Source organism: Niallia sp. HCP3S3_B10, from assembly GCF_052064465.1.
Taxonomy (GTDB): domain Bacteria; phylum Bacillota; class Bacilli; order Bacillales; family Cytobacillaceae; genus Niallia; species Niallia hominis.
This window is the reverse complement of sequence record NZ_JBQHVO010000029.1, coordinates 16,797-43,088: the sequence shown is the minus strand read 5'-3', so window position 1 is coordinate 43,088 and position 26,292 is coordinate 16,797. Positions and strand designations below refer to the sequence as shown.

Here is a 26,292-nt window from a genome sequence, read left to right as displayed (position 1 = left end):
TATATGCCTGCATTACTAGTTAATGTGACTTTCTATTATAGTATTGTGTTGTATAGCTTTTTATCACTTTTTTAAACGAATAATTAATATGAATTTGTTCATATGTAATCGCGTCAAAAAAAGGATATTCCGTTAAATCATTTTGACATATAGGACAAATCCAATTTCCTAGTTCACTACTACTAAATGACGGTCTAAAGCATTTATCACAATTTTTCCTATACATTTTTCACCCTCTTTATTTATTTAGCTTTATAAGTGAAACTTCCATCACTGGAGTTTTGCCACCATCCCCTACTGAAGGTTAGTAGAACAATCGGACTTTACGGACCGTTATAACGAACTCCTTACATCATTGTGTTGTAGTATAATCGATTAGTTCTATAAACATCTAAACCGTTCTTAGTAAAGAACTTTTTTTATTAGTATAGTGCAAATCTATCATTTTCAAAAATTCCAAAAACAGCCATTATTTCTCTTTAACGAACAAAAATCGTTCGTTTTCTCAAAATTACTCTCGTTTTCTAGCTTTTTTGTATTTTTTATTGAACGATACGTTCGTTATAATGAAATTATACTTCTATATGTGGTAAGGAGAATATTCATGTTGGTTGGAATAAAGATAAAGAAGCTAAGATTAAAAAGAGGTTATTCTATCAATGAACTTTCCGATAGATCCGGTGTCTCGAAATCCTACTTAAGTTATATTGAAAGGGGCATTCAAAAAAACCCCTCCCTTCAAGTGCTTACGAAACTCGCCCACACCCTTGATACCAATGTAGAAGAACTACTAGACAATAACAATACAGTAATTGACGGAATAGATGAAGACTGGATGAGTTTAGTAGAAGAAGCTATAGAGGATGGGGTTACCAAAGAAGATTTTGCCGGTATTCTTGAATACGTTAAGTTCAAAAAAAGACAAAAAGACTAGTAACGCGAAATGCGCAATGGAATAAGCGCAGGTACCACACAGAATGGGCTTCGGCTTTCTAGAAGAAGAAGCTCATTTCTAATAAAGTGCAACTAACCAACATGGGACATTTTATACTTTCCTCACTATTGATTAGTGGCACCGTTCGGAAATGGGTGAATCTCCACCTATCTTCCTCGTATTCTATTAAGCAATCGGTGGAGAGTCTTACTGGGGTGTAAATACGGGATAAAAATAGACTAGTTAAAGCAGAATTAGCATCCGATTTTAGGCGGCATTCTACTTTAACTAGTCCTTGTATTATTTATTTAACTCGACTGCTATTCTAGAACCAACTTCTGCGTTATTTTTAACTAATGCAATATTAGCTACTAAGCTTGTACCTTCTGTTAGCTCTTTTACTCTACTTAATAGAAATGGAGTTACCCTTTTACCAGTAATATTATTCTCCTTCGCCTCTTGTAATGCTTTTTCAATAATATCCGTAATATATTTTTCCTCAAGCGCATCTTTTTCTGGAATTGGATTAGCAATTACAACCCCGCCATCTAGTCCTAACTCCCATTTTGTTTGAATCATATCTGCTGCTTCCTTTGCAGTTTCTACAGAAAAATTCACTTCAAATGGACTAGTTCTTGTATAAAAGGCTGGAAGAGATTTTGATCCATAACCAACAACCGGGACACCATATGTTTCTAGATATTCTAACGTTAAACCAATATCTAAAATTGATTTTGCACCAGCACACACAACTGCTACACTTGTTTTAGCAAGCTCTTGTAAGTCTGCAGAAATATCCATTGTTTGTTCAGCTTCTCTGTGAACACCACCAATTCCGCCTGTTACAAACACTTTGATTCCTGCAAGTTCTGCGCAAATCATCGTAGCAGCAACCGTTGTTGCACCATTTTTCTTGCCAGCAATCAGATAAGGTAAATCGCGTCTGCTTGCTTTTTCAATATTGTCACTTTTAGCTAAAAATTCAATCTCATCCTCTGATAAACCAATTTTAATTTTTCCTTCTATAATGGCGATTGTTGCAGGTACTGCTCCATTTTTACGAATAATATCTTCTACTTCTTTAGCTGTTTCTACGTTTTGAGGATAAGGCATACCGTGTGATATAATAGTTGATTCTAATGCGACAATCGGTTGATTGTTTTTCTTTGCTTCCAATACTTCTTTTGAAAATTCTAGCCATTCTGTTTTCATGTTCATGCTCCTTTTAACGAAAGTATTTTCCGAAAATTTCTTGTAGCTTTTTATTATTTAATAAAGGGTTTACTGTCTGATTTGATTGCAATGTTATAATCGAACAAGCAATTCCAATTTTGCATGCATTTTCTGTGTTTAGCCCTTTGATATGCGAATACATGATGCCTGAAACGAGTGAATCTCCTGCTCCTGTTACATCAATCACTTCTGCTTCTGGAGTTAAAATAACCCCTGCTTCACCAAGTTTTGTAAAATAGATCAGGCCTTTATCTCCTCGAGTTATAACGACTTTTTCTACACCCTTGGCAATAATTTTTTCGGCAGCCTTAAAGAAATCTCCCTCTTCTTTAATTTTCATTCCAGTAAGTACCTCGGCTTCATCACTATTTGCAATAAGCCATGTTACTCCCTGTAAATTATCGGGCAATTTTTTGACCTTAGGTGCGGATACAGGGGTAATACATAATGCCATATTTTCTTGTCTACATCGAACAATAATATGCTCTAATACATCTCCTGAAAAATTAGTATCTAATATGACTAGTTCCGATGCTGCTATATAGCCCCATTTTTTATCAATTGTATCTTTATCAATGCTGTCATAGATAGACATATCCGCTAAAGCCACAGCGAGCTCACCATCTGAATCTAACAGCGCTGTATAGGTACCAGTTCTATTTAGATTAGACAACAGAGAAGGAGTGATATCCGCATAGTGCTGCGTATTATCTAATAACCATTCCCCTTCATGATCCTCTCCTACAATAGTGAATAAAGAGGTATCGATACCCAGTCTACCTAAATTCTCTGCAATATTTCTTGCTACTCCTCCAGGTGACTGACTGGTTGAGGCTGGATTGGATGTCCCATACTGAATCGTTTCTTCTGCTTGAACCTTACGATCAATATTGGCTCCGCCTATACAAATAACTTCTTTCTTTTTCGGTAGTACATAAGCTCTTCCAAGTAATTTTCCTTCTTTTGTTAAAGAAGAAATATACCCTGCCACAGCAGAACGGGACAGCCCCAGTTTCTCAGCTAATTCATTTTGCGTAACAAAGGGATTTTCTTTAATTAGCCGAAGGATGTACATCTCTTTATCATTCACTTCCATTTCCCCCTCAGGTTAAAGTGAAACTAACAATAATATAATGTGTAAAAACTTGTACTCTTGCCTAACAAAACTTTTGTTTATATTATAAACTTTTGTTTATAGAAAGACAATAATTTATTCATTCCTGCAAAAATTTTATCTATTCGTCTTATAACGAGCATCCTTCTTCCTAATTACAAAAAAACAGCAACAGAAAGACTGTCATTCGTTAGTCTTCTGTTGCTATTCGTGGTTGAATTAAAATATCCACTCTTCTATTTTGCGCTCTTCCTTCAGCAGTCTTGTTACTGGCAATCGGTTGAAACTCGCCGTAACCTTTAGCACTAAATGATTTCGGATCAAGTTTTTTATTTTCAAGGAGTAATTTCATGAAATTTAACGCTCTCGTTACACTTAGTTCCCAGTTTGAATCATAACGAGAATTACTAATTGGAACATTATCAGTATGCCCACTTATGATTATACTCCTTGGAGGATCCATCACCAGTAAATTGGCAATTTCTGAAACGATTTTTCTATCCTTGCTTCGTAAATCTGCACTTCCTGAAGCAAATAGGACATTATCTCTAATCGATACATGTAAGCCTTCCCCAGTAAGCTTCGTATCAAGCTTATTACCTAATTTATTCTCATCAATATAAGCATTTACCTTTTTCTGAATATCTTCCAATTCCTTTTGATCTTGCTGTTTCTTTAATTCCTTTAATTCCTCTTCCGAGAGCTCCTTTGATTCTTCCTGTTTTTCTTTATCATCTATATTAATATCTGATTCTTTCTCCTCCATGGATGGTGTGGGGCTAGGATATTCAAAGAAACCTGTCCCTCCCTGTAATTCTCTATTAAATGCATCTGCTAGTGCTGAGAATTTTTTTGCATCGACAGAACTCATTCCATATAATACGATAAACAAAGCTAACAATAACGTCAGAATATCTGCGTACGGAACCAACCAAGATTCATCTACATGTTCATCATGATGAACTCTCTTTTTTTTCTTCTTTTTACTCATTCGCATTCACACTACTTTCATTTTCCTCCAGAAATTTTCTTCTTTCTGAAACTGGTAAATACGATGCAAGTTTCTGTTCAATTACTCTAGGTGCTTCTCCCTCTAAAATAGAGAGAACTCCTTCTATCATTAAATATTTTTGGCTTGCTTCCATTTGTGATTTTCTTTTCAACTTATTTGCAAATGGATGCCATAAAACGTATCCTGTAAAAATTCCCATTAGAGTAGCGACAAACGCAGCACTAATAGCATGTCCAAGTGCTTCGGCATCTGACATATTTCCCAATGCCGCAATAAGTCCAATTACTGCACCTAGCACTCCTAATGTAGGGGCATAAGTTCCCGCTTGTGTAAAAATTTGTGATCCAGTGCGATGTCTTTCTTCCATCGCCTCTATTTCTTCTGTTAATACATCTCTAATATACTCTGCACTTTGTCCGTCAACAGATAAAGATAAGCCATTTTTCAAAAATGGATCTTCAATATCATCTGTTTTGGCTTCTAAAGCAAGTAAACCTTCTTTTCTAGCTAATTGTGCCCACTCTGAAAACAAACGGATTAACTCTTTCGTATCCTGTATTCTTTGTTCCTTAAACAGGATACCAAATAACTTTGGAACTCGTTTAATTTCAGAAGCTGGAAAGGCAATAACTACTGCCGCAACTGTACCGACTAAAATAATGAGAATAGCCGCTGGGTTCAATAATACGATTGGGCTAACTCCTTTAAAAACCATCCCTACTCCAACAGCAATAATGGCAAGTATAATTCCTATCAAGGATGTTTTATCCATCTTGTTCACCTATCTTATTCCAAAATTTCGTTTCTAAGTCTTATCCTTTTTTTCGACAAATCTCCTCTTTTTTTTAGTTTTATTTTATGTAAATTTTGTTAACTTCTTGATTTATGCCAATAGTCCTGTTTTTTTCAAAAAAAAAGGGCGATGTTTTATCCCCTTGTGTTAATCATTCTATCCTTTTAAAAGATAAAAATCGAATAAGCAGTCAATCTTACGACGTAAGCCAAAAAACTATACCCAAAGACTTACTGAGGAAATAACCGTTCCTCAACCTTCTTCTGATAATTAGAAAAATGCTTTGAATGATTAGTCCCTGTTCGCTCTTTCATCATTTTATTAAATCTCCATAATTTTTCATTATATTTTCTTTGCAAATCCACTTTCTCTTCTTCTGTTTCACAAGAACGGATTAAATCTTCCATTGACAACAATTCCTGCCTAATCTTATCTTCCTCTAAAGAATATCCGGCATTTCTCAATACGCGATAAGCCATTCGCAATTCTTCTGGTACGGAGGCTAAGCTATCTTTTGGAAGTGGTTTACCGAACCCAGGAAGATTGTTAAACTCACCATTTTGGTACGCTTTTTTAATTTTGTCTTCTGAAACAAGAAACGAAAAATCCATTCCCATCCCCTCCTGTTTTATATACCTAGTTTCATTATATATTTTTCCATTCCCTTTCGTATAGGATAGACCATTTTTATGAAAAATAGAAAGGTAAGAAAGGGGTGTTATCAATGGCACGTGGAGAACATTTTAATCATAAAAAGAAACATCATCCTGGACCGCTTCCAAAAGACACAAGAAAGCATACACATACAGAGGATGCTCCTGGAGATGAAGAATTTATTGTAACACAAGAAGCATTTAAGAATCGAATCGAAGAAGAAGAGTAAGACAAATCAACATACGGCGTTCAAAAAAAGAGAATGGACGCCGTTCCTCATATTTCCTATAAACTAAAGCACAGCCCCTCTCATTCAACACTATATCCTATTACCAGCCTCAACTCATGTTATACTAGAATGTATCGTATTATTCTTAAGAAGCTTTTCCTTAAGTTGAATAAACAGAAATCAACCAACTTTTATTTAAGATCAAGAAACGGCCCAAAATTTTTTGTTAGAAGGTGTTTAAATGAAGTCACTTGTTTTATGTGAAAAACCGAGTGTTGCGAGAGAAATTGCAAGAGTACTTGGCTGCAATAAATCAAATAAAAGCTATTTAGAATCAGATAAGTATATTGTTACTTGGGCTTTAGGCCACTTAATTGAATTAAAAATGCCAGAGCACTATGATCCTAAATATAAAAATTGGAATCTAGATGATTTGCCAATAATTCCACAGAAGATGGAATTAAAGGTCATGAAACAAACAAGTCATCAATACAAAGCCATTGAACAATTAGCAAAAAGAAAAGAGATTAAAGAATGCATTATCGCAACCGATGCAGGACGAGAAGGAGAATTAGTTGCAAGGTGGATATTAGAAAAAATCCGTTTTAACAAACCAACGCAGCGCTTATGGATTTCGTCTCAAACCGACCGTGCAATAAAAGATGGATTTAAGCAGTTAAAACCAGGGAAGGAATTTGATCGCTTATACCAATCAGCTGTATGTAGAGCTCAAGCTGATTGGCTAATTGGATTAAATGTTTCAAGAGCCTTAACTACTAAGTTCAATGACCCATTGTCTGCAGGTCGAGTTCAAACACCAACCCTCTCCATGGTTCTAGAAAGAGAAAAAGAGATTCAATCCTTTGTTCCGAAAGAATATTGGACCATCACTGCAAACGTAGACTCACTGCAAGCAAAATACGAAAATAACCAGGAGCGAAGAATCTTTTCTAAAGAAAAAGCAGAAGAGATTGTGGCTAAGTCAAAGGGAAAGCCAGCTACAGTAGAATCCCTTATTATAAAAGAAAAAACAGAACATCAACCATTGCCTTACGATTTAACCGAGTTGCAGCGTGATGCAAATAGACGATTTGGCTTTTCTGCTAAAAAGACGCTAAATGTATTGCAAAAGCTATATGAACAGCATAAACTAGTAACCTATCCTAGAACGGACTCACGTTACTTAACAACAGATATGAAGGCTACCATGCTTGATCGCTTAGAAAGTATTGCTGGCGCATTTAAAGAAGAGGTGCAACCGGTCTTACGTAATAAAGGAAAAATCGAGGCAAATAATGTGTTCAATAACAATAAAGTTTCTGATCACCATGCCATCATTCCAACGGAACAGCCCGTTTTTTTAAATCGTTTAGATAATGAGGAAGTAAAAATTTATGATTTAATCGTAAAAAGATTTTTGACATTATTTTATCCAAAATACAAATATGAAACGATTTCTACTATGTTAGACATCAATGGAGAAACATTTGTTGCTCAAGAAACGAATGTATTGGATTTAGGCTTTAAAGCTTTAGATAACCGTAAAACAGATTCTGACAAAAAGATTCAGCTTCAAAAAGGAAAAAAGTTAACAGTACAATCCGTGATAATGGAGCAAAAATTCACAGAAGCTCCATCACGCTTTACGGAAGCTGATATTCTAGGGAAAATGGAGAAATTTGGGCTTGGAACACCTGCTACACGTGCAGAAATTATTGAAAGACTCCTTTCCTCTGAAGTGTTGGAAAGACAAAACGGAAAATTACATTCTACTTCTAAAGGGAAACAATTGATTAATCTTGTTAACGATGATTTGACTACTCCTGACTTGACAGCGAAGTGGGAAAATGAGTTAGAGGATATAGCAAAGGGAAAAGCAAATGCTCAACAGTTTATGGAGCAAATCAAGGATCAAACCAAACGATTTGTCCGTGAAATTAAACATAGTGATAAATCATATAAAATGCAAAATTTAACGGGCTCCAAGTGTCCTGAGTGTGGTTCCTTCTTGAAGGAAAAGAATACAAAAAACGGAAAAATTCTTGTATGCTCCAGTCTAGAGTGTTCTTTCAGTAAAAGAAAGGATCCTAAGCTATCAAATAAACGCTGTCCGCAATGCCATAAGAAAATGGAGATTCATAACGGAGTGGCAGGAACCTATTTCCAATGCAGAAACTGTAACGTTGTAGAAAAAGCGACAGATCGTAAAAAAACGATAAATAAAAGAGAAGAACGAAAATTAGTTCAAAAATATAGCAAAGACGAAAGCTTTGGAAACAGTTTAGGTGACTTATTGAAAGCCGCTATGAAGAAAGACGAAGATTAAATAGTAAAATCCAAACAATCATACGATACATATGATTGTTTGGATTTTTTCTATCTATTATGGAACTTTTCTAATAAAGTATTAGCTTTTAATTCCAAGGTAGAGGAAACTCGCCAATTTGCTTTCTCAAAAACTTCTCCCTCCCCAATACCAACAGCAAACATAGGTGTTTGCAATATTCCGCTCAAGCCTGCTTGCCCATCCTCTATTGCAGCACAATTAGCATAATCAACCCCTAAACAATCCGCAGCTGCTAAAAATATTTCTGGATCAGGCTTTCCTTTTGTTAGAGAATGAGGATCTACGATGCATTCGAACCAGTTTCTAATTCCAAAGCGATCCAAAAGATACGGAGCATTGGAACTAGAGGACGCAATTCCAAATTTTATCCCGGCATCCTTCAATTCTTTTAGAAACACATACATTCCTGGCAACATATTTTCAACAGTAAATTCACTAATTAATTCTTTATAATAATCACTTTTCTGATTTCCTAGCGCTTCTTTTTCTGATTCTGAAAAAACATTATTTGTTCTTGCCACTAAATCATCAATCAGAATCTTTCTTGGTACACCCTGATACCTTAAATTATCCTCTTTTGTAAATGGGACTCCGATTTTCATCGCCATTCTTTTCGTTGCTTCGTAATAGTGAGGGACAGTATCTGCTATGACACCATCAAAGTCAAAGATAACTGCCTGTAATTTATTAGCCATATAATCCTCCTTGAATAATCGTCACGTCTATTCTAACAAAAAATACAGCCTAGTTGTCACGCTCCTCTAAATACCATCAATTATTATCCTAATGTTACGATCAATCAGTTTATTTCTTATTCTAAAAAAGCTACAATAGAAGCAGCATCCATTCCATCCTTGGGATTTATGCTCATACATAGAGCTAATAGCTTATAGAAAAGGAGAATGAAAATGAGTACATTTCAAGAAAATCTTCAGAAATATGCTGAACTTGCAGTAAAGGTCGGCGTTAATATCCAAAACGGACAAACACTTGTTATCAATACATCTATTGAAGCTGCTGAATTTGTTCGTTTAGTAGTGAAAGAGGCATACCAAATCGGTGCAAAAAATGTCGTTGTTAACTGGGGTGATGATGTCGTTACTCGCACAAAATTTGAATTGGCACCAGACGAAGCATTCACCGAATATCCCGAATGGAGAGCAAAAGAGACAATTGCACTTGCGGAAGAAGGAGCAGCCTTCATGTCTGTTGTATCTTCAAGTCCAGACCTTTTAAAAGGGATTCCTTCTGAAAGAATCAGCAATTTCCAAAAAGCTTCTGGCACCGCTTTAAGCCAGTTCCGAAAATATGTACAGTCCGATAAAGTAAGCTGGACAGTAATTGCTGTGCCTTCAAAGGCATGGGCAAATCTTGTTTTCCCTGACGCTCCAGAAGATTCTAGAGTAGAATTACTTTGGGATGCTATTTTCAAAGCAATCAGAGTGGATCAGGAAAATCCAATCCAAGCTTGGCAAGAACATGACAAAACACTTCATACAAAAGTAGATTACTTAAATGAGAAAGCATATGAAAAGCTTCATTACACAGCTCCAGGTACAGATTTAACCATCGATCTTCCAAAAGGACATCTATGGTGTGGAGCAGGCTCTATCAATGAAAAAGGTTTTGAATTCATGGCAAATATGCCGACAGAAGAAGTTTTCACCGTTCCTCATAAAACAGGTGTAAATGGAACTGTATCAAGTACAAAACCATTAAGCTATGGTGGGAATATTATTAATAATTTCTCTGTTACCTTTAAAGATGGACGTATTGTGGATGTGAAGGCTGAGGAAGGAGAAGAAATTCTTCGCCAGTTAGTAGAAACAGATGAAGGCTCTCATTATCTTGGAGAGGTTGCTTTAGTGCCACATCGTTCTCCAATATCACAATCTAATATTCTATACTACAATACATTATTCGATGAAAATGCATCAAACCACTTAGCAATTGGAAGTGCCTATGCATTCTGTATTGAAGGTGGGAAAAAGATGTCTAGCGAAGAATTAGCAGAAAAAGGACTTAACGAGAGCATTACACATGTCGACTTTATGATTGGTTCAGACAAAATGAACATTGATGGTATTACAGCAGATGGTACTGTAGAAGCCGTGTTCCGTAATGGTGATTGGGCTTTTTAAGCGCCAGCCTCCCAAAAATAAAATGAAATAAAGGATGTCTCATGGATTGGTTACAATTTATAGCCATTCCATGAAACATCCTTATTTTTGCTTCGATAAAAACCCTATTTTACTAATCGAATCGATTTAATCTTTTGCGATAATTCTAATTGGATTAGTAGCTTATAATTTCCTGCTAAGTATGTCGCAACATACCCATCATCTTTTGTAACATATTCCTCAGGCTTTCCTAATGTATCTTGAATGGCCTGCACCGATTCTTTTAATCGAATTCCAGATATCGAAATAGAGGTAACCAGTTTCGTATCCTTATCATAGTAATAAGTGACCTCTGGAAGATCTAATTGATTGTATTTCTGATTATACTCAGTATCCGTATAGCTCGAGTTTATTTTCTTTATTTCGTTTATATTGGTACCAATCGGATATTGAGCACCTATTAACATGCCTTGTTCCGCTAAATTTAGTAAACTTGTCGTAACACTTAAATTTTTATATGGAAAATAAAACTCTTCCTGCTCAAGCCAATTTTTAATGATTTCCTTATTCTCAATAGAAGTTCCATCCACTTTTAATAATTTTTCATTAGTTGGCTCAAGCATCCATGTATCAAATTCCATTATTTCATTATCTTTTTTTCTTAATGTCTGTATATAGTTTTGTTGAATGTTTTTGATACTTTTGCTGTATATTTTCATGCCATAATCTGTCAAGGCAACCAATTTCTCTTTATGAATAGTATAGAAATAAGCCATTACTTCATTTGCTTCTTCCCCTTGAAAAACAGCAGCAATATTTTGCTGATTAACAAGAAATGTTTCAATATTTTTTTGGGACAAATTAAAAATCAGTGGATTTGGTAATTCTAGCTCTTGTTTCACTACCTCATTTCCGTACTCCTTTGTCCATACGTAAAAGGAAAAGTCTCCGGATACAATTGTATCATCTTTTTTCCCAAGCTCATTATCTTCGACTTGTTGATACTTTCTTTCCCCTTCTCCTACAATAAATACCTGATACACTTTCTCTTTGACTTTCATATCTATTTCAAAATAAGCATTTTCTTCTACCCACTGTAAATCTTTCTTAATAACGACATGCTTTTTGTCCATCTCGTTCTTTTGTTTTTCTGCTAAATAGGAATTCACCATGGAAGCCACTAAAATTCCTGCAATTATCATTACCCCTACCCATAATAACCAGATATATTTATTTCTTTTCATTATTTTTCTCCTATTTTTCAAACACATCTATTCTCTCTATTTGGAGAATAAATATCTCGATTACGGTTAATTATTGCCTTTATCATTGAAGAAAATGGCACTCTCACCATAAGTTATTTTATTTAAGGCTAACAAAAAATAGTACTAACATTTTGTTTAAGCCTGACACACACCTATTTATAGTACCAAATTGCTCTCCAATCTACAAATCTAGCTTTTTCCAATTACTTTCCTCTTATCCTCCATGACCATTCACACACAACATATGGACTATTTTTCTGCAAGTTCCACTTCACATCTATTGACCCACCTTGCGACAATACAAATAAATATGAGATGATTAATAAAAATTATCTCACATAAGAAGGTGTACCTTAAGGAGGTAAAAAATGAAGCAATTTCATCTTATTGTTAGCGGAAGGGTGCAAGGAGTTGGTTTTCGTTATTTTGTCCAAACATTAGCTTTAGAAAACCACATAACTGGATGGGTTCGAAATAAAGCAGATGGTACTGTGGAATGTATCGCCATTGCTCCGCTTGACACACTCCATGCTTTCGTGGAAAAAATAAAAAAAGGAAATCGTTTCATTAAAGTACAGCATATAGCGATAACGGAAAGTGAGCCGAAAGAACCATTTTCGATTTTCAAAGTAATCTATTAATCAAATAGGCTTCTCCTTATCCCTCTTCACTCTATTTTAGCAAAAGCAGAAGCTTGAAATTAAACATTTTTCATGTAAGAATAATTATATTTTAATAACCAATAATGGAAACAAAAGTGATATTTTAAGGAGGATAATATGTGGAAAGAATTTAGAGCATTTGCAATAAAAGGAAACGTAATTGATTTAGCCGTTGGGGTAGTGATTGGCACAGCATTCAGCAAAATTGTCAGTTCTTTAGTGGAGGATTTAATTATGCCTCTCTTTGCTCATTTTATTGTCGGAGTAAATTTTTCTTCATGGACTTATGCTGGTATTCATTATGGGAATTTCATACAAAGAATTGTTGATTTTTTCATTATTTCTTTCTCGATTTTTCTCGTAGTTCGGTTAATAAGTAAATTTAAGAAAAAAGAAGAAGTCAAAGATGAAGCTGTAACAGTAGATACAAAAGAAGAATTATTAAAGGAAATTCGCGATTTATTAAAAGCAGAAGCTGTTCGTGAAAAAGAATAATAAAGTGAAACTTTTTAGAGGTTGTTTTCGTAGTAATCTATAAATCATAACTCAATACGGGAGTGAAGAAAAAATGTATGCATATAGTCCAAGCAATGAATATATGCCCTCTGTTTTAAGAACTTTTGCCCTTTCACTAGGAATAGCTTTTATCGGCACGATGATTGGTAATTTCGTACCAACCTACTTATTCTTGCCTTTATCTATTTTAGAAGTTGTTCTTTTATTAATTGCCATTTTTGCGAGAAAAGGAAAATCATTATCCTATGGTTTTTTATTTATCTTTACGTTTATTTCAGGAATTACTACCTTTCCAATCGTATCTTATTATGTATCAACTGTCGGGGGAAATGTGGTTATTAATGCATTAGGAACCACAACTGTTGTATTTGCTGGTGTCGCTATTTACGCGACAAAAACGAAGCGAGACTTCTCTTTCTTAAGAGGAATGTTACTGGCTTCCTTAATCGCTTTAATTACTATCGGGATTTTTAATATCTTTTGGCCATTAGCAACAGGCGGTATGCTTGCATATTCCTTCATCGGTGTGCTTGTATTCAGCGGCTATGTGCTATATGATTTTAATCGAATGAAGCATTATGGCGTTACAGCAGATCAAGTTCCTTTAATGGCGCTTAATTTGTATCTTGATTTTCTAAATTTATTTATAAGTATCCTACGTATATTCGGCATACTGTCCAGTAGAGATTAAAAAGGTTTGAGTAAAGAGGTCCAAAACCTCCTTGCTCAAACCTTTTTTGCTAAAAAAACGACATTTATCCCTTTAAAAATAATCTTCCAAACGACTTTTGATTTGTCGAATCATTTCCTCTGGATTGTCTTTTACAACAAAAGAGAAAACACCTCTATTTGTGTGCAAGTAAAGGATTTTATAGCGATTTGGAGATGGTTTAAATGAAATGTCATGTATCGCATTTAACGGAAATGTATGCTCTTCACTTGTAACTCTATCACTCCATAAAATGAGCGTTTTTTCTTCTTCTTCGATTTGAATATGTAAGTCAATCTTCCTTGTGATCACAAAATAGGAAAGGGAAAATATTTTCATTTTTACCTCCTAGCATCTATCCCTTGATAGTAATGAGGATACTACATGGGCAAGGAAAAACGGAAATCTATCCCCCCTGCAAAATCAGACAATGATATTAGACAAGATATCGGAAATTCCCCATCATTTCCTGGAAAATAATTTGATATTTCGACAGCATCTAATATCGTTTTTTTACCATTCGAGGAATCTTATTCATTTAACGATTTTCCCTTCGACAACTTCTTCCCCTATTGTTTAGAGATTGTTCCATATAAAGAAAATGGGATTTCTCGATTGATCATCCTAAACTTCTATATTTTTTTGCAAGCTCTTCTGTTTCTTTCTTCCGTTTCTTTCTTGCCTCTGCTCGTTCTTTCGCAGACTCATATAAACTTTTTTCTTCTTCCGTTTGCGGTATTACTTTAGGAACTTTTGTTGGTTTTCCATGTTCATCAATAGCAACCATTGTTAGAAAACTGAGTGCACATAAATGCCGTTCACCGGAAATTAAATCTTCCGCAGTTACTTTAACAAAAACCTCCATCGATGAAGATCCTGTATAGGTCACAAAAGCTTCTAAGCAAACAGCATTCCCTTCATGAATCGGATACAAAAAATCGACAGAATCAGTCGAAGCCGTCACAATTCCCCTTCTTGCATGTCGCATCGCTGAAATGGCAGCTGTATCGTCAATATATGCCATTAGCTTACCGCCAAATAAAGTACCATAAGTATTCGTGTCAGTTGGAAAAACAATGCTTGTTTTTACCACAAGGGACTCACTACAAAATTTAGACTCTTCCATATATCCTCCTTGCATAACCTTTGGGAGTTTGAATTTCCATAACATATCTACCTTCATTATTATATGCTACTTTATAAGGGAGAGTCTAATTTTCTTTGGTAATCTATTATCGAAAAAACGAATTTTTCTTCCGCGCTTTTAGTAAATCACCCATCCAACCTCTTGATTTGAGAAAGAAATAAACTACGACAGTAGACCCAATAATAATTGCTAAAGAAAATAGATAGCCTAACTTCCATTCTAGCTCAGGCATTATTTTAAAGTTCATTCCCCATAGTGCACCCCATGCCATAATGGGAGTGCATAGTGTAGTAAACACTGTAAGAGTTTTCATAATTTCATTTCCTCGATGTTGCGATACAACTTCTTCAAAATCGACAAGATTATTTAATTCCTTCTGATATTCTTCTACCAAAATTAATCCTCTGTCAATTCTTTTACTAATGCGCGCATATTCTTTTCCCTTTGTAATTTTCTCTCCAAATGCCTCTTCCAATGAATATCTTATTTCTAAAAAGGGAATCATGACATTCTTCCAAATAAGAAGTTCATGTCTAGATTTATATACTTTATCTAATGTCTTTATACTATTTCTCTGTTTTACATCCCAAATCAATTCATCTAATTGCTGTTCATAGGAATCAATATGATACAAAATTTCTGTCATTATTTTTCCTAAAATAACCATAAACCCTTCAATCGGCGTTTGCGCTCTCTTTATTTCCTGGATAAAGTTACTTCTATCGATATGCAGGCTATTATCTTTGTAATCAAAGGTGATTAGCGCTTCATTGGATAAATAGAAATGAAAAATTTCATACTCTTCCTTCTTATCTACTTCCCGATGATATATAAGGGAGCCACTTAATGTTTCCTGATCTTCTACTGACGTATCAATGTGAAGATAGTTCGTTCGTTTATCTTTTATTTCACGAAACCACGTATTTATTAACGGTCCTTTTTCTAACGAAACTTCTCCAACATCCTCTTCTTCTAACAACTGATACCAATCCCAGTTTTCTAACCGGTATTTTTTCATATTTATCCCCCTTACTAGTTTTCTATTATTATTCCCTGATCATAGTTTATAAAACTCTCAATGGGGTAAATAAAGGAATAGTAGTAAAACAAGAAGGACCAGTAAAATAATAGGAGGGATTCTCTCATGTTTGGAAAAAATTCAATGCGTACCTTTGCATTATTAGGAGCAGGTGTAGGAAGTTTTTTTCTTTTCACAAATAAAGGAAGAGATATGTTTAATCGCTTAAAAAACAAATTCAATTCTACGCAAAAAGACGATTTACTTTCTAAAGCAGGAAATCCCGCTCCAGATGATATTGGTGACAATAATATGGTAAATGAAGGTGCCATGTATTCGGTAAATTACTATAATAAACAAAGAAATAATGAATTAGCAGAAACATAAGTCTATTATGACAAGATTTGAATTGCGACTATGTATGATGATGCCTACTATGAATGGATTCAAAGCTAATATGTTCTTAGCTAAACTTAGTGAGGCTATCGAGTATTCGAAAGGAAACATCAATGCACCATTATCCTGTGACGAATCAGTGAGCAGATCAACTTTCTCCCACTGATTCCATTTTCTTTTTACAAATAAGCAATGTTTTTATTCATGACCTTAGGCTTTAATTGATCCTTCGCTCGTTTCATTCTTGTTTTCACCGTGGATAACGGTGTTTTTGTATGATTACTAATTTCTACTAATGTTTGATTATGATAATAGAAAAGGAGTAATGGTTCTTTATACATATTAGGAAGTTCTTCTAATGTATCAATCATTTCCTCTTTATCACATTTGCATAGTAATGTTTCCTCTGGTTCCAAAGCAACAGACGTATCTCGTGCATATGTATAGACAGTCTCTTCCCAAAATTTCTTCGAGGATTTTTCCTTTCTCCAATAATCTCTACATTTATTTAAGGCAATTTTATATAGCCAACTTTTCACTTTCTGGACATCCTCAAAGTATCCAAATGATGTATAAGCAGAAATTAATACTTCCTGATACAAATCCTCTGCAAGTTCTTTATGTTTCACGAGTGATACTATATAAATATAAATTGATTTTCCATATTCTTTCACTACTTGTTCAAATAATTCTTCTTGATTTTCTTCCGCTAATTGCGTTTTATCTATTAGGGATTCCATTTTCTTTCATCTTCCCCTTCCCTTTTTACGATTCTACATAATAAACGTCTTACAACATTCGAATCCCTACACAATTTATCAAAATTTTTTAATGAAGTTTATTTACAGGTGTTAACCATATCGAAATCCCTATTTTTTTGCAGATCGTTAAATAATGTAATGAGGCTAAAATGACTGCCCCTAAATTCATGCCGATCGCAATTCCACTCATCTGAAGCTGACTTAAAGAACCTAAATAATAGATTGCTGCATAGGAGAAAGAAGTTGACCAAATACTATGAAAAACTGCATCCTTTAGCAGCCCTAACCCTATTAAGTATGCTTGCATTGGAATGGTAAAGTAATGCAGCAAAAAATACGGCCATAAAAGCTGAACAATTATTGCTGCCTGAGTGGAATGAAAAAAGGTCATTGTCAATGTATCCGCGTAAAAATAAAATATTCCAACAGCAATAGTACCGTAGATAGCGGTAATTATCATTACTTGTTGCAATAGTTTTTGCAGTTTGGAATAGTCTTTTTGGACATATGCTTTCGAAACGGTCGGTATCAGCATTGTCATAAAGCTATGGGAGATAAAGGCTGGGAAAAATCCAATCGTCATTGCTATCCCAGCAAGCATTCCATACTGCTCTGTTGCGTTCGCTGCTGTAATTCCTGAAGCCACTAATGCACCTTTAATTAAAAATGGCTGAATAGCATGGGTCAGTGCATGAAATATTCGAAGTCCCGTTGTCGGAATAGAGACAGATAATAAATCTTTCCAAATTACCTTTCCATTCATGGTTTCATTCTTCCCTTTTTTAATCCGCTGATACTGTACGAAAAACATATGCATTAAGTACAGTAAGACGACTGTATCACTTCCAACGATTGTAAAAAAGGCAATTAATACAGATGTATTAAGGTCAAAGGAAAACCACTGAAATAAGAAGACCAATAATCCAAGCTGAATGATTTTTTTCAAAAAATTAGAAGCGGCAATTTTCCCCATCTGCTGTTTTCCCATAAAATAACCTCTTGCAATAGAGGTGAAGGAAATAATCGGCAGCAGGAGAATGACTAGCCACTTTAATAGTGGATGATAGGAATAAAAAATAGGGATAAAAGGTATGATGATAGATGCGATGATCGTTAGAAAAATAGTAAATATAATGGTCCACTTTAGCACTTGCTGAAGCATGGATAAATGATACTTTGAATCTTTCTCTGCTATAAATTTTGAAATAGATGTTGGCAACTCAAAGGTAGCTAGCAGGACGATGAGAAAAATAGTAGGCAACACTGTCATGAATAGGCCTAGTCCATGTTCTCCAAGTTCCCTGGCCATTATCATATTAATAATAAATTCAATACATTCGCCAAAAAAAGCTGTTACAATTAATAAGAAGGTCCCTTTGTAAAATGAACTCATGAATCTCTCCCTCAATCTATCTTCTACAAACGTAAATGTAAAAGACGTGTGTTTATTTTTCTCTTCTTTACCATCATATGAGACAAGTTCGAAAAATATTTTCCTAGTTTGTCTTTTTCTCGATAGAAGAGAGAGAAATATCTTATTTAAACGTTTGATTAAGGGAGTGTTCCTAATATGAAAGGGATTTGGCTTTCTTATTCTACAAGGGAATGCTTAAATGCATAAATGACTGCCTGTGTTCGATCTTGTACTTGTAGTTTGCTAAGTATATTACTAACATGTGTTTTTACCGTTTTTAAAGCGATAAATAAATCATCGGCAATTTCCTGATTGCTTTTGCCCTCTGCCATTAATAGAAGAATTTCCATTTCTCTCGCGGTTAATTCTTCATGCAGAGGAGTTGCTTTCTTTTCCCGCATTTTTGTCATCATTTTATCGGTGACTTCTGGCTCTAGCACAATTTGGCCTTGAAATGTTTCGCGCACAGCTCTTGCTATTTCACTAGCCTTCGATGTTTTGAGCATATAGCTAGTTGCACCAGCCTGTAAAGCTGGATAGACTTTCTCATCATCAAGAAAACTAGTGACAATAATAATTTTTGCATCCTCCCATGCTTCTACTATTTGGCGTGTTGCTTCTATTCCATCCATTTCTTCCATCACTAAGTCCATCAAAATGACATCTGGTTTTAACGAGAGTGCTAGCTCTACTGCTCTGCTGCCATTTTCCGCTTCTCCCACCACATCGATATCTGTTTGCGCAGATAAATAAGAGGAAACGCCAATCCGTACCATTTCATGATCATCAACAAGTAATACTCTAATCATTTATATCCTCCTCCCCTTCCAAAATCGGAACTTTTACTTCCAAACGTGTTCCTTTATTTTCCAAACTGATTAACTTTAATACCCCACCTATTTCTGCTGCTCTTTCATGCATGTTTTGAAGTCCATAAGAGCCTGCCTTTCTTTTATCAATATTGAAACCAACTCCATCATCTATTATTCGTAAAATGACAAATGATTCTCTTTGAATAAGCTGGACCTGTAAGGAACTTGCCTTTGCATGTCTTAATGTGTTGGATACAGATTCTTGAAGAATCCGAAAAAGATGATCTTCCATTCCTTTATCCAAATCAATATCTTCTAATTTCCATTCTATTTCTAAGCTGACCTTTTGCTGTAGCTCCTGCAATAATTCAATAATTCCTGTTTTTAATGATTTCCCTTTTAATGCAGCAGGACGTAAATGAAGCAATAAGGCTCTCATTTCTAATTGAGACTGATGAATCGTTTCCTCTACTAGCTGTAGCTGCCGAGACTCGTGATCATTTGTTTTCGGTCTTGTTTCATTAATCGCTGACAATAGCATGGATGCTGCGAATAATTGCTGGCTAACCGAATCATGTAGCTCTCTTGCTAACCTATTTCGTTCTGCAATAATGATACTTTGCACTTTCACCTCTTCATCCTCTGCTTTCTCTTTTACAAGCTTTTGTGAAAGCTTCGTTTGTTCTACTAATTGATTCTGCAATTGAATCATCTTATAGCTCAATGACTGTAATTCCTCTGTTGAACCAATTGGCTCAACAGGACGGTACTCCATTTTATCCATCGTATGTAGAGCTTGTTCCATGGAACGAATTTGTTTTTTCCAGGAAAAGCCGGACAAATAACCAATTAGAATACCTAATGTAATATCGACACTTGTTATAAATAAGACAAACGGAACATCCATTAATTCTTTTTCCCACAAAGCTCCCCAGTTTTCTGGAGGAAAAACAAATAAATAACAAATGGAAAAGAATACAAGTAAAAGAAGGGATATACATACTCCCCACAAGATTTGTCTAGTTATAATACTCATATTCTTTTCACCTCTAAGCTACCAGCAATAAAGGAAGTGAAAATCTTCACCCTTGTTTCTGCTTGATCAAAATTAGCAGTCCGGATGCTTACATTTTTATTCCAAGCATTCTCTTCTTCTTCTCCAAATATATGATAAGAACCGAAGAAAATGGAGTGATTAATGCTAACTTCCATATCATAAGGGATATACAGCTTTACATCTCCTACAATATTTTTGATCATCATAACCGTTTCTCCTTCTGGCAAAACGGTATAGCTAAGATCAACCATTGTATTCGTTATTCCACATTGAATATTAATATCATGCCATTCATATACATGATCTGGCGTAATATTGCGATTATAGAATGAATTAGTAAATAAGGGCTCCTTCTTTATGATTGGCTCCTGTGTAAATGGTTCTGTTTCCTTATCTTTAATTATCGGTTTAATCACATCAGTAGTATTCTTCTTTTGGAATAATTGAAAAAGATAATAGGCAAGAATCATAAATAAAATTATTTTTACGGTAACCATATTTAGGATACTAACGATCAAAATCAGTAAACCAACCCAAAATAGGATTTTTCCGACTCCGCCTTGCAGAGATTTCTTTGAGATATACATCATACCAATGGAAACAAGAAGGGAAAAGATTAGTCCTGGATTAAAGACAAAGATTTCTAATAATAAAAACCCTCCAACCACATATACCCAATTCGCATAATGATCTTTTAGTTGTTTAAACATTGGCTATTCTCTCCCTTCTTTGTTTTATTATGGTGAAAATCTGATTGTTTCTCCCTACAAAAAATAAATGGCTAATACTAAATCATTAAATTAAGACAGACTAAAAATGACAATACACGTTGAATGAGTAGGTTGCTTTCCACTCCAATCACCCGTTTTACAACGTGGTTACCTACATAATTTATTAAAACAATCTTTGAAATTTTATTTAATTCTTTCTGTTTGTCTATATCAAAAATAAAAGGGGCTGGCTTTTGTAGCTCCAGCCTCTTTTAGGATATCATTTTTTTATAGAGAAATGGTATCATCTTCTTTTTTTAGCATATCTTTCTCTAAAGCTGCTAACTTTTCATCCATTGTTTGTTTATAGTATTCTGTATTTATCTTTTTCTCTAGTTCTTCAATATATTCTTCCATTTCGGTAAAGCGCGCTTGATTTGTTGGGCTTGCTTGTTTTTCTTCTAAAACTTTATTCATTGTATGATGTGCCTTTGTGATATTTTCCTTTGCCATTAGCTCCATTTGACGTATCTTCATATCTTTTAATTTATGCTTCATATCCATGTATTTTTTTTCGATTTCATGCAATTGCTGCTCGGTATTTCTCAACGATTCCTTTAAACGGACTACTCTTTCTTCATAATGAGTTTGTTCTAGTTGAGCAAAAGAAGAAAGCTCTTCTTCTTCCGCTTTACGAGCAACCTCTGCCTGTCTTTTCCTTTTTTCTGCCATTTCTTCTGCCTGGCGTAATTCTTTTGAGAATTCCTCTTTTAATTTATATTGTCTTTCCACTAATTTCTTTACTTTATCTGTCTCTTTTTCACATTCTCTTACGTATTGATTTAAAAGCGCAAGCGGATTCTTTTCTTCCTTCTTATCCAATAAATTATTTATATCAGCCAATACAGTATTTTTCATTCTTTCTAATAAATTCGTCATGCCTAATTCCTCTCCTTCTCTTATTTGTTTAGTTCTGACCATTGCTTTTCAAAATTTTGAAATGGGTCATCTGATGATTTTTTTGTGATAATAGATTGTTTGTTGTTATTCCATTTTTTATAAACAAGATACAATATATATGCTGCTGCCAAACCAATAATTGCTGGAAGGTTACTTGCAGTTATGATAAGCATGATAATTCCAGCTATCCCCCACCCAACTTTTCCTGCTGTACTTGTCGCCTTTACATATTGCTTAAAAGCGAAATAAAGAATGGCTGCACTAATTACTAAACCTAATAATGGACCTATCTGTGATAAAAGGATAATAGAAGCAGCTGCTCCAATAATAAATAAACCAAATTTTTTCATTTTGTGTTTTCGCTCCTTTCTTATCTACTATGTTACCTTTTACTTGTTCTTTTCATAACGTGCCTTAGCTTGATTTTCCTCTACAACTTTAGTCTTAGATGGAGCTAATCCAAAAAAAACATAGAAAAAACTGTTCGCAATGACCAGTTTTTTCTATGTTTCCTGTTTATTTTTCCGTTTCGGTTAAAAAGCTCTTTGAACGTATACCAGACCTTCTTAAAACAAAATCCATATCTACTTTTACATCTCCTGAAGCAAATTCTTCATTCCAGTTATCTTTTACTTTCATAAAAGAATTAAAATCTTGCCTTCTCATTACTTCTCCAAATCCAAAAATATCCGCTTGGTATTGTTTTTGGACCTTTGTAATGGTATCTGTTATTTTTTTTGAAAAAGTTTCATTGATTAACTTTTCATATTTAGCAATCGTTCCAAGCTTTTCCACGTTATTATAACATTGAGTTCCTTCAATAAATCCTTCTGCTTTTATACTTATATGAAAAAAAGGCTTACCGTTCTTCATCTTAGACGTTACTTCTGTTTGCGATTCTGTTACTCGAATCGCGCTAAAGTCTCCCTTTTTGCATTCGAGTGTCAAAGAAGTAGTCTTTATATCATTCCTCGTCCATAAATAATTCCTAGTATCCTCTAAGCTCAGAAACCCCACTAACTTACCATCTTTAAAAATCGCCAGTGAATCTACCACAACAATTGCATCAGGGGTTACCTTCTGAATATTTTTCATACTCATCCCCTTTTCAACATCTCCTTTTAGCCTTACGGTAGCAAGCACTGGTTCTTTTCCTTCCAAATTTAGCTCAGAGATAAAATTAATAATACTCATTCCAGGGTCTCCTCCCCAATCCTCCAGCAAATGATCCAATTGTGGAGATAGCTTTAAAGAAGATGCCTTTTTATAATGGGCAGCTATTTTTAAAATATCTTCTGCTTTCCCTTCTTTAGCGATAATAATGTTAAAGTCATCTCTTATCTCTCTGTTTCTTTCCAAAAAATCAATAAAATCCAGTCTTCCTGCACTTGCTACTTCCTCACTGATTACGAGCACTTTCATATGAGAGTATATTAGAATCTGTGCATAATATTCATTAAAAAGATGGGTAATTTCTGAGATAGAATCCCCTTCAATCCCTTCAACTACCGTAGGCGCATTTCCCCCTGCAGATTGGGTGCTTAATTCTGCTGCATTCAACGCCTCTACAGACACTTTATATTTTGCATTTTCCCCTTTATCAATTGCCATCCCTGCAACTACTTTAATTTCAGATAATTCTTTTCGATCCCAACAGCCCGTTAATAGAAATAAACAGTTTAGTATACATAGAAAGACACCGGTTCTTTTCACTTTTTGTCCCCACCTTCATGCTTAGGAGGAGATGGAGATCCTTGGGGCTTTTGCTTATTCTTTACATTCGGACTTAAATAGGATGGTCTCTTACTAATTGCCCACAGTGGAAATCGGACAAATACATCTTTTTGATCTTCAACGATAAATGGAGCAACTGGAGCTAAATATGGAACTCCAAAAGAACGAAGGGAACTTAAATGAGCAACCATAAATACAAGCACTAAAAGAACACCATATAAACCTAATACAGATGCAACAATGATAAGAACGAATCGAATTAGCCTCGATGCATTTGCAAAGTTATAATTCGGGAATACGAAATTAGCAATCGCCGTTATCGCAACAATGATAACCATAATGTTTGAAATAATTCCTGCTTCAGCCGCAGCCTGTCCAATAACTAATGCACCAACAATAGAAACCGTTTGACCTACAGCCCGTGGCATCCTTACCCCTGCTTCTCTTAAAATTTCAAATGTAATCTCCATAATAAATACCTCTACTACTGCTGGAAAAGGAACATCTTCCCGTTGAGCAATAACACTTAATAGTAAGGTGGTTGGTAAAAGCTCTGGGTGAAAGGTCAATACACCTACATAAGCGGACGGCATAATTAAGCCAATCATAAAGGACAAATAGCGAATCATTCGAACAAAGCTACTCATAAAATAGTTTTGATAGTTATCTTCTGGAGATGTAAAAAAATCAGTAAGAACAGCTGGAACTATTAATACAAAAGGGGAGCCGTCAATTATAATGACAATCTTCGCATCCATTAAATAAGTTGCTACTGCATCTGGACGTTCTGTATTCATAGCAAGTGGAAAGACCGTCAAGCTTTTATCTATAATTAATTCCTCGACATTTGCAGACTCAAACACGGCAGAAATATCAATCTTATTTAGTCTTGAACGCACCTCGTTTACTATTTTTTCATTTGCAATAGAATACATATAACCCATATAAACATTTGTCCGCGTTTCGTTTCCAAGCATAAATTTCTCAAAACGCAAATGATGGTTTCGTATTCTTTTTCTTATTAAATTTATATTGGTTGAGGCATCCTCTACAAAAGAGTCTTTTGGTCCCCTTACTACTGTTTGTGTAGTAGGCTCTGCTACCGCTCTCCCCTCACTGTTTAAATAATTTAAACTAAGTGCCTGCCCAACCCCTCTGAATACAATTACAATTCGGCCTTCCAAGAGAGAAGAAACTATATGATTCATCGTGTTCAATAATTTATATCCTGATACCCCAAAGCTTCTTTTACTTAGATTATGCAAATCTTCTACTGTTTCTATGACAATATCTTTATCCACTGAATTCTCTAACGTATTTCCTAACATTTCTTTTAACATTTCTGTATTAACTACTGTTTCTAAATAGTAAATACGTCCATCGCTTTTACCTACACGAATGTCATCAGACTGCAAATCAGCCGTATTCCCAAAGGTTTTATTAATTTCTAATTTTAGCTCTTCAAATGTTAATTTATCTAAGCCTATCTCTTTTGCTTTTGTTGGAACTACATTGGAGGGTATTTCTTTTTTACTATTTATAGACAGTATCTTTTTAAAATAATTCATGCTCTTATCTCCCTTTTTTCATTCCTTTGTTCCTTCCATTTTTTTATTAACAGTACAAACACAATCAAAATAGGAAATCCAAATTGAAGTGGAAGATGGAGTAGAAATATACCTACATGTAATCCTTCTACCAAATGATCGGAAAAATCTATCGTAATAAAGATTGAAAACATCGCTACTATACAGGATACCGGCATTGCAAAATAGCGAAATGGAAGCTTAAAAATATACTCTATTCCTTTTAAGCCTCCATACAAAAACACTGAACTTTTGATCAATATTCCTAACATCATAATAAACACAACTAACACATCTATTCTTTCAAGAAACTCACCAATGCTAACAAGCCTTGCAGCAATCAATAATGGAAAATTTGCGCGGGTTGCTGTATTTTCTCCTAATGTAGCAATGATGAGAAAAACAGAGGCCAATAAGATTACACTAGCAATAAATACACTTATTAAACAGACCTTTCTAGCCGCTTTAAAGTCTCCTATATTTGCTAAAATAACCGTAAATGCTACAAGCTCTCCATAAGGAAATGCAATAATGGAAGGTATGGTCGATTTAATAACTTCCATTATTCCACTGCTAAGAATTGGCTGTATATTCGTAAGATTTATTTTGCCTCCAGCGTATAATAAAATAAACAGCAAGAATACAAATACAAACATATAGGGGCTAAATATCTCTGCTGTTCTCCCTAAAACCTCAATTCCTAGATACAATATATAGCCAATTACTAACATGAGCGTAAATATCGTAAATTCGATAGGTGTTGCAGGAAGAATGGCAGTTGTGATTAGTTCCCCAAAGTCTCTAATAACCCTTGCAGAAATATAGATAAAATAACTTAGATAAACAAGAGCAAGAATAACTGCAACTTTTCGAGAAAAACAATATTCGATTATCTCATATATATTTTTTCCCGGTAGCAATGACATGAAATAAAGATAAAAATTCATAATAAGTAAGCCGACAAACATTCCAATTAAAACAACCAGCCACGCATCTCTCTTGGCTTCCATTCCTATGCCAACTACGATAGAGCTTCCAAGAAGGAAATTGATAATCATCGTAAATATTTGTGTTAAAGATAGTTTTTCTGTCAACATAATCATTCAGCA

The 26,292-nt window shown here is 34.7% G+C and carries 28 protein-coding genes; 8 read left to right on the top strand and 20 right to left on the bottom strand.

All coding sequences use genetic code 11. The annotated features are described in order from the left end of the window. The first annotated feature begins 604 nt into the window (after positions 1–604). Positions 605–934: a helix-turn-helix domain-containing protein gene (locus tag ACTNDN_RS13755; protein WP_081836628.1), complete on the top strand. Its 330-nt coding sequence runs from the start codon at positions 605–607 to the stop codon at positions 932–934. Between the two features lie 300 nt (positions 935–1,234). Here the strand turns inward: ACTNDN_RS13755 and ACTNDN_RS13750 are convergent, their stop codons facing one another. The 5 genes from ACTNDN_RS13750 to ACTNDN_RS13730 form a co-directional block, all read right to left on the bottom strand. After that, a complete protein-coding gene (locus ACTNDN_RS13750; protein ID WP_031537417.1) occupies positions 1,235–2,146 on the bottom strand; it encodes a pseudouridine-5'-phosphate glycosidase in 912 nt (303 codons plus the stop codon). Between the two features lie 13 nt (positions 2,147–2,159). Continuing rightward, positions 2,160–3,263: a carbohydrate kinase gene (locus tag ACTNDN_RS13745; protein WP_031537416.1), complete on the bottom strand. Its 1,104-nt coding sequence runs from the start codon at positions 3,261–3,263 to the stop codon at positions 2,160–2,162. A 208-nt stretch (positions 3,264–3,471) separates the two neighbouring features. Further along, positions 3,472–4,272 (bottom strand): flagellar motor protein MotB, encoded by an 801-nt coding sequence (motB, locus tag ACTNDN_RS13740; protein ID WP_031537415.1) that lies wholly within the window; start codon positions 4,270–4,272, stop codon positions 3,472–3,474. Continuing rightward, positions 4,265–5,065: a flagellar motor stator protein MotA gene (motA, locus tag ACTNDN_RS13735; RefSeq protein WP_048717941.1), complete on the bottom strand. Its 801-nt coding sequence runs from the start codon at positions 5,063–5,065 to the stop codon at positions 4,265–4,267. The genes motB and motA overlap by 8 nt, the downstream gene beginning before the upstream one ends. Before the next feature lie 251 nt (positions 5,066–5,316). Next, positions 5,317–5,697 (bottom strand): J-domain-containing protein, encoded by a 381-nt coding sequence (locus ACTNDN_RS13730; protein ID WP_048717939.1) that lies wholly within the window; start codon positions 5,695–5,697, stop codon positions 5,317–5,319. Between the two features lie 113 nt (positions 5,698–5,810). On the opposite strand from ACTNDN_RS13730, the gene ACTNDN_RS13725 reads away from it, so the two are divergent. Then, positions 5,811–5,969 carry a hypothetical protein gene (locus ACTNDN_RS13725; protein WP_162837578.1) on the top strand — a complete coding sequence of 53 codons (159 nt, stop codon included), beginning with the start codon at positions 5,811–5,813 and terminating at the stop codon, positions 5,967–5,969. A 241-nt stretch (positions 5,970–6,210) separates the two neighbouring features. Further along, the gene (locus tag ACTNDN_RS13720; protein WP_441131328.1) at positions 6,211–8,295 is read left to right on the top strand and encodes a DNA topoisomerase 3; all 2,085 of its coding nucleotides are present in this window, start codon (positions 6,211–6,213) and stop codon (positions 8,293–8,295) included. 50 nt (positions 8,296–8,345) lie between these two features. Here ACTNDN_RS13720 and pgmB read toward each other — a convergent pair whose 3' ends face one another. Continuing rightward, complete coding sequence (gene pgmB, locus ACTNDN_RS13715) at positions 8,346–9,011, bottom strand: beta-phosphoglucomutase (protein ID WP_031537409.1); 666 nt, start codon at positions 9,009–9,011, stop codon at positions 8,346–8,348. Between the two features lie 213 nt (positions 9,012–9,224). Between pgmB and ACTNDN_RS13710 the strand changes: the two genes are divergently transcribed. Next, entirely contained in the window at positions 9,225–10,457 is a 1,233-nt protein-coding gene (locus ACTNDN_RS13710; protein WP_031537408.1) for an aminopeptidase, read from the top strand. Between the two features lie 104 nt (positions 10,458–10,561). Here the strand turns inward: ACTNDN_RS13710 and ACTNDN_RS13705 are convergent, their stop codons facing one another. Beyond that, on the bottom strand, positions 10,562–11,680 hold the full coding sequence (locus ACTNDN_RS13705) for a DUF4309 domain-containing protein (RefSeq protein WP_031537405.1): 1,119 nt from the start codon (positions 11,678–11,680) through the stop codon (positions 10,562–10,564). 389 nt (positions 11,681–12,069) lie between these two features. Here ACTNDN_RS13705 and ACTNDN_RS13700 point away from each other — a divergent pair, with 389 nt between their 5' ends. The 3 genes from ACTNDN_RS13700 to ACTNDN_RS13690 all read left to right on the top strand — a co-directional run bounded on the left by ACTNDN_RS13700 (position 12,070) and on the right by ACTNDN_RS13690 (position 13,570). Further along, entirely contained in the window at positions 12,070–12,342 is a 273-nt protein-coding gene (locus ACTNDN_RS13700) for an acylphosphatase (protein WP_031537403.1), read from the top strand. A 138-nt stretch (positions 12,343–12,480) separates the two neighbouring features. Then, positions 12,481–12,858 carry a large conductance mechanosensitive channel protein MscL gene (gene mscL, locus ACTNDN_RS13695; RefSeq protein WP_031537402.1) on the top strand — a complete coding sequence of 126 codons (378 nt, stop codon included), beginning with the start codon at positions 12,481–12,483 and terminating at the stop codon, positions 12,856–12,858. Positions 12,859–12,931: 73 nt separating this feature from the next. Next, a complete protein-coding gene (locus ACTNDN_RS13690) occupies positions 12,932–13,570 on the top strand; it encodes a Bax inhibitor-1/YccA family protein (protein WP_031537401.1) in 639 nt (212 codons plus the stop codon). Positions 13,571–13,642: 72 nt separating this feature from the next. On the opposite strand, the gene ACTNDN_RS13685 is transcribed toward ACTNDN_RS13690, so the two are convergent. The 3 genes from ACTNDN_RS13685 to ACTNDN_RS13675 all read right to left on the bottom strand — a co-directional run bounded on the left by ACTNDN_RS13685 (position 13,643) and on the right by ACTNDN_RS13675 (position 15,753). Further along, positions 13,643–13,927 carry a hypothetical protein gene (locus ACTNDN_RS13685; protein WP_031537399.1) on the bottom strand — a complete coding sequence of 95 codons (285 nt, stop codon included), beginning with the start codon at positions 13,925–13,927 and terminating at the stop codon, positions 13,643–13,645. A gap of 280 nt (positions 13,928–14,207) precedes the next feature. Then, positions 14,208–14,714 (bottom strand): acyl-CoA thioesterase, encoded by a 507-nt coding sequence (locus tag ACTNDN_RS13680; protein WP_031537398.1) that lies wholly within the window; start codon positions 14,712–14,714, stop codon positions 14,208–14,210. Positions 14,715–14,820: 106 nt separating this feature from the next. After that, positions 14,821–15,753: a magnesium transporter CorA family protein gene (locus tag ACTNDN_RS13675; RefSeq protein WP_031537397.1), complete on the bottom strand. Its 933-nt coding sequence runs from the start codon at positions 15,751–15,753 to the stop codon at positions 14,821–14,823. Positions 15,754–15,879: 126 nt separating this feature from the next. On the opposite strand from ACTNDN_RS13675, the gene ACTNDN_RS13670 reads away from it, so the two are divergent. Further along, on the top strand, positions 15,880–16,140 hold the full coding sequence (locus ACTNDN_RS13670; protein ID WP_031537394.1) for a hypothetical protein: 261 nt from the start codon (positions 15,880–15,882) through the stop codon (positions 16,138–16,140). A gap of 188 nt (positions 16,141–16,328) precedes the next feature. Here the strand turns inward: ACTNDN_RS13670 and ACTNDN_RS13665 are convergent, their stop codons facing one another. The 10 genes from ACTNDN_RS13665 to ACTNDN_RS13620 all read right to left on the bottom strand — a co-directional run bounded on the left by ACTNDN_RS13665 (position 16,329) and on the right by ACTNDN_RS13620 (position 26,280). Then, positions 16,329–16,889: an RNA polymerase sigma factor gene (locus ACTNDN_RS13665; RefSeq protein WP_031537393.1), complete on the bottom strand. Its 561-nt coding sequence runs from the start codon at positions 16,887–16,889 to the stop codon at positions 16,329–16,331. Between the two features lie 88 nt (positions 16,890–16,977). Further along, positions 16,978–18,303, bottom strand: a complete 1,326-nt coding sequence (locus ACTNDN_RS13660) for an oligosaccharide flippase family protein (RefSeq protein WP_048716773.1) — start codon at positions 18,301–18,303, stop codon at positions 16,978–16,980. A gap of 197 nt (positions 18,304–18,500) precedes the next feature. Then, positions 18,501–19,133: a response regulator gene (locus ACTNDN_RS13655; RefSeq protein WP_031537391.1), complete on the bottom strand. Its 633-nt coding sequence runs from the start codon at positions 19,131–19,133 to the stop codon at positions 18,501–18,503. Then, a complete protein-coding gene (locus ACTNDN_RS13650; protein ID WP_251627710.1) occupies positions 19,126–20,172 on the bottom strand; it encodes a sensor histidine kinase in 1,047 nt (348 codons plus the stop codon). Before ACTNDN_RS13650 ends, ACTNDN_RS13655 begins: the two co-directional genes overlap by 8 nt. Beyond that, a complete protein-coding gene (gene liaF / locus ACTNDN_RS13645; protein WP_441131327.1) occupies positions 20,169–20,903 on the bottom strand; it encodes a cell wall-active antibiotics response protein LiaF in 735 nt (244 codons plus the stop codon). Before liaF ends, ACTNDN_RS13650 begins: the two co-directional genes overlap by 4 nt. A gap of 288 nt (positions 20,904–21,191) precedes the next feature. Continuing rightward, complete coding sequence (locus tag ACTNDN_RS13640) at positions 21,192–21,842, bottom strand: PspA/IM30 family protein (protein ID WP_441131326.1); 651 nt, start codon at positions 21,840–21,842, stop codon at positions 21,192–21,194. A gap of 20 nt (positions 21,843–21,862) precedes the next feature. Beyond that, positions 21,863–22,213 (bottom strand): lmo0954 family membrane protein, encoded by a 351-nt coding sequence (locus ACTNDN_RS13635; protein WP_441131325.1) that lies wholly within the window; start codon positions 22,211–22,213, stop codon positions 21,863–21,865. Positions 22,214–22,379: 166 nt separating this feature from the next. Next, complete coding sequence (locus tag ACTNDN_RS13630) at positions 22,380–23,576, bottom strand: Ger(x)C family spore germination protein (RefSeq protein WP_441131324.1); 1,197 nt, start codon at positions 23,574–23,576, stop codon at positions 22,380–22,382. Beyond that, positions 23,573–25,165 (bottom strand): spore germination protein, encoded by a 1,593-nt coding sequence (locus ACTNDN_RS13625; protein WP_441131323.1) that lies wholly within the window; start codon positions 25,163–25,165, stop codon positions 23,573–23,575. The genes ACTNDN_RS13630 and ACTNDN_RS13625 overlap by 4 nt, the downstream gene beginning before the upstream one ends. Next, positions 25,162–26,280, bottom strand: coding sequence for a GerAB/ArcD/ProY family transporter (locus tag ACTNDN_RS13620; RefSeq protein WP_441131322.1), 1,119 nt, complete (start codon positions 26,278–26,280; stop codon positions 25,162–25,164). The genes ACTNDN_RS13625 and ACTNDN_RS13620 overlap by 4 nt, the downstream gene beginning before the upstream one ends. Positions 26,281–26,292 lie beyond the last annotated feature (12 nt).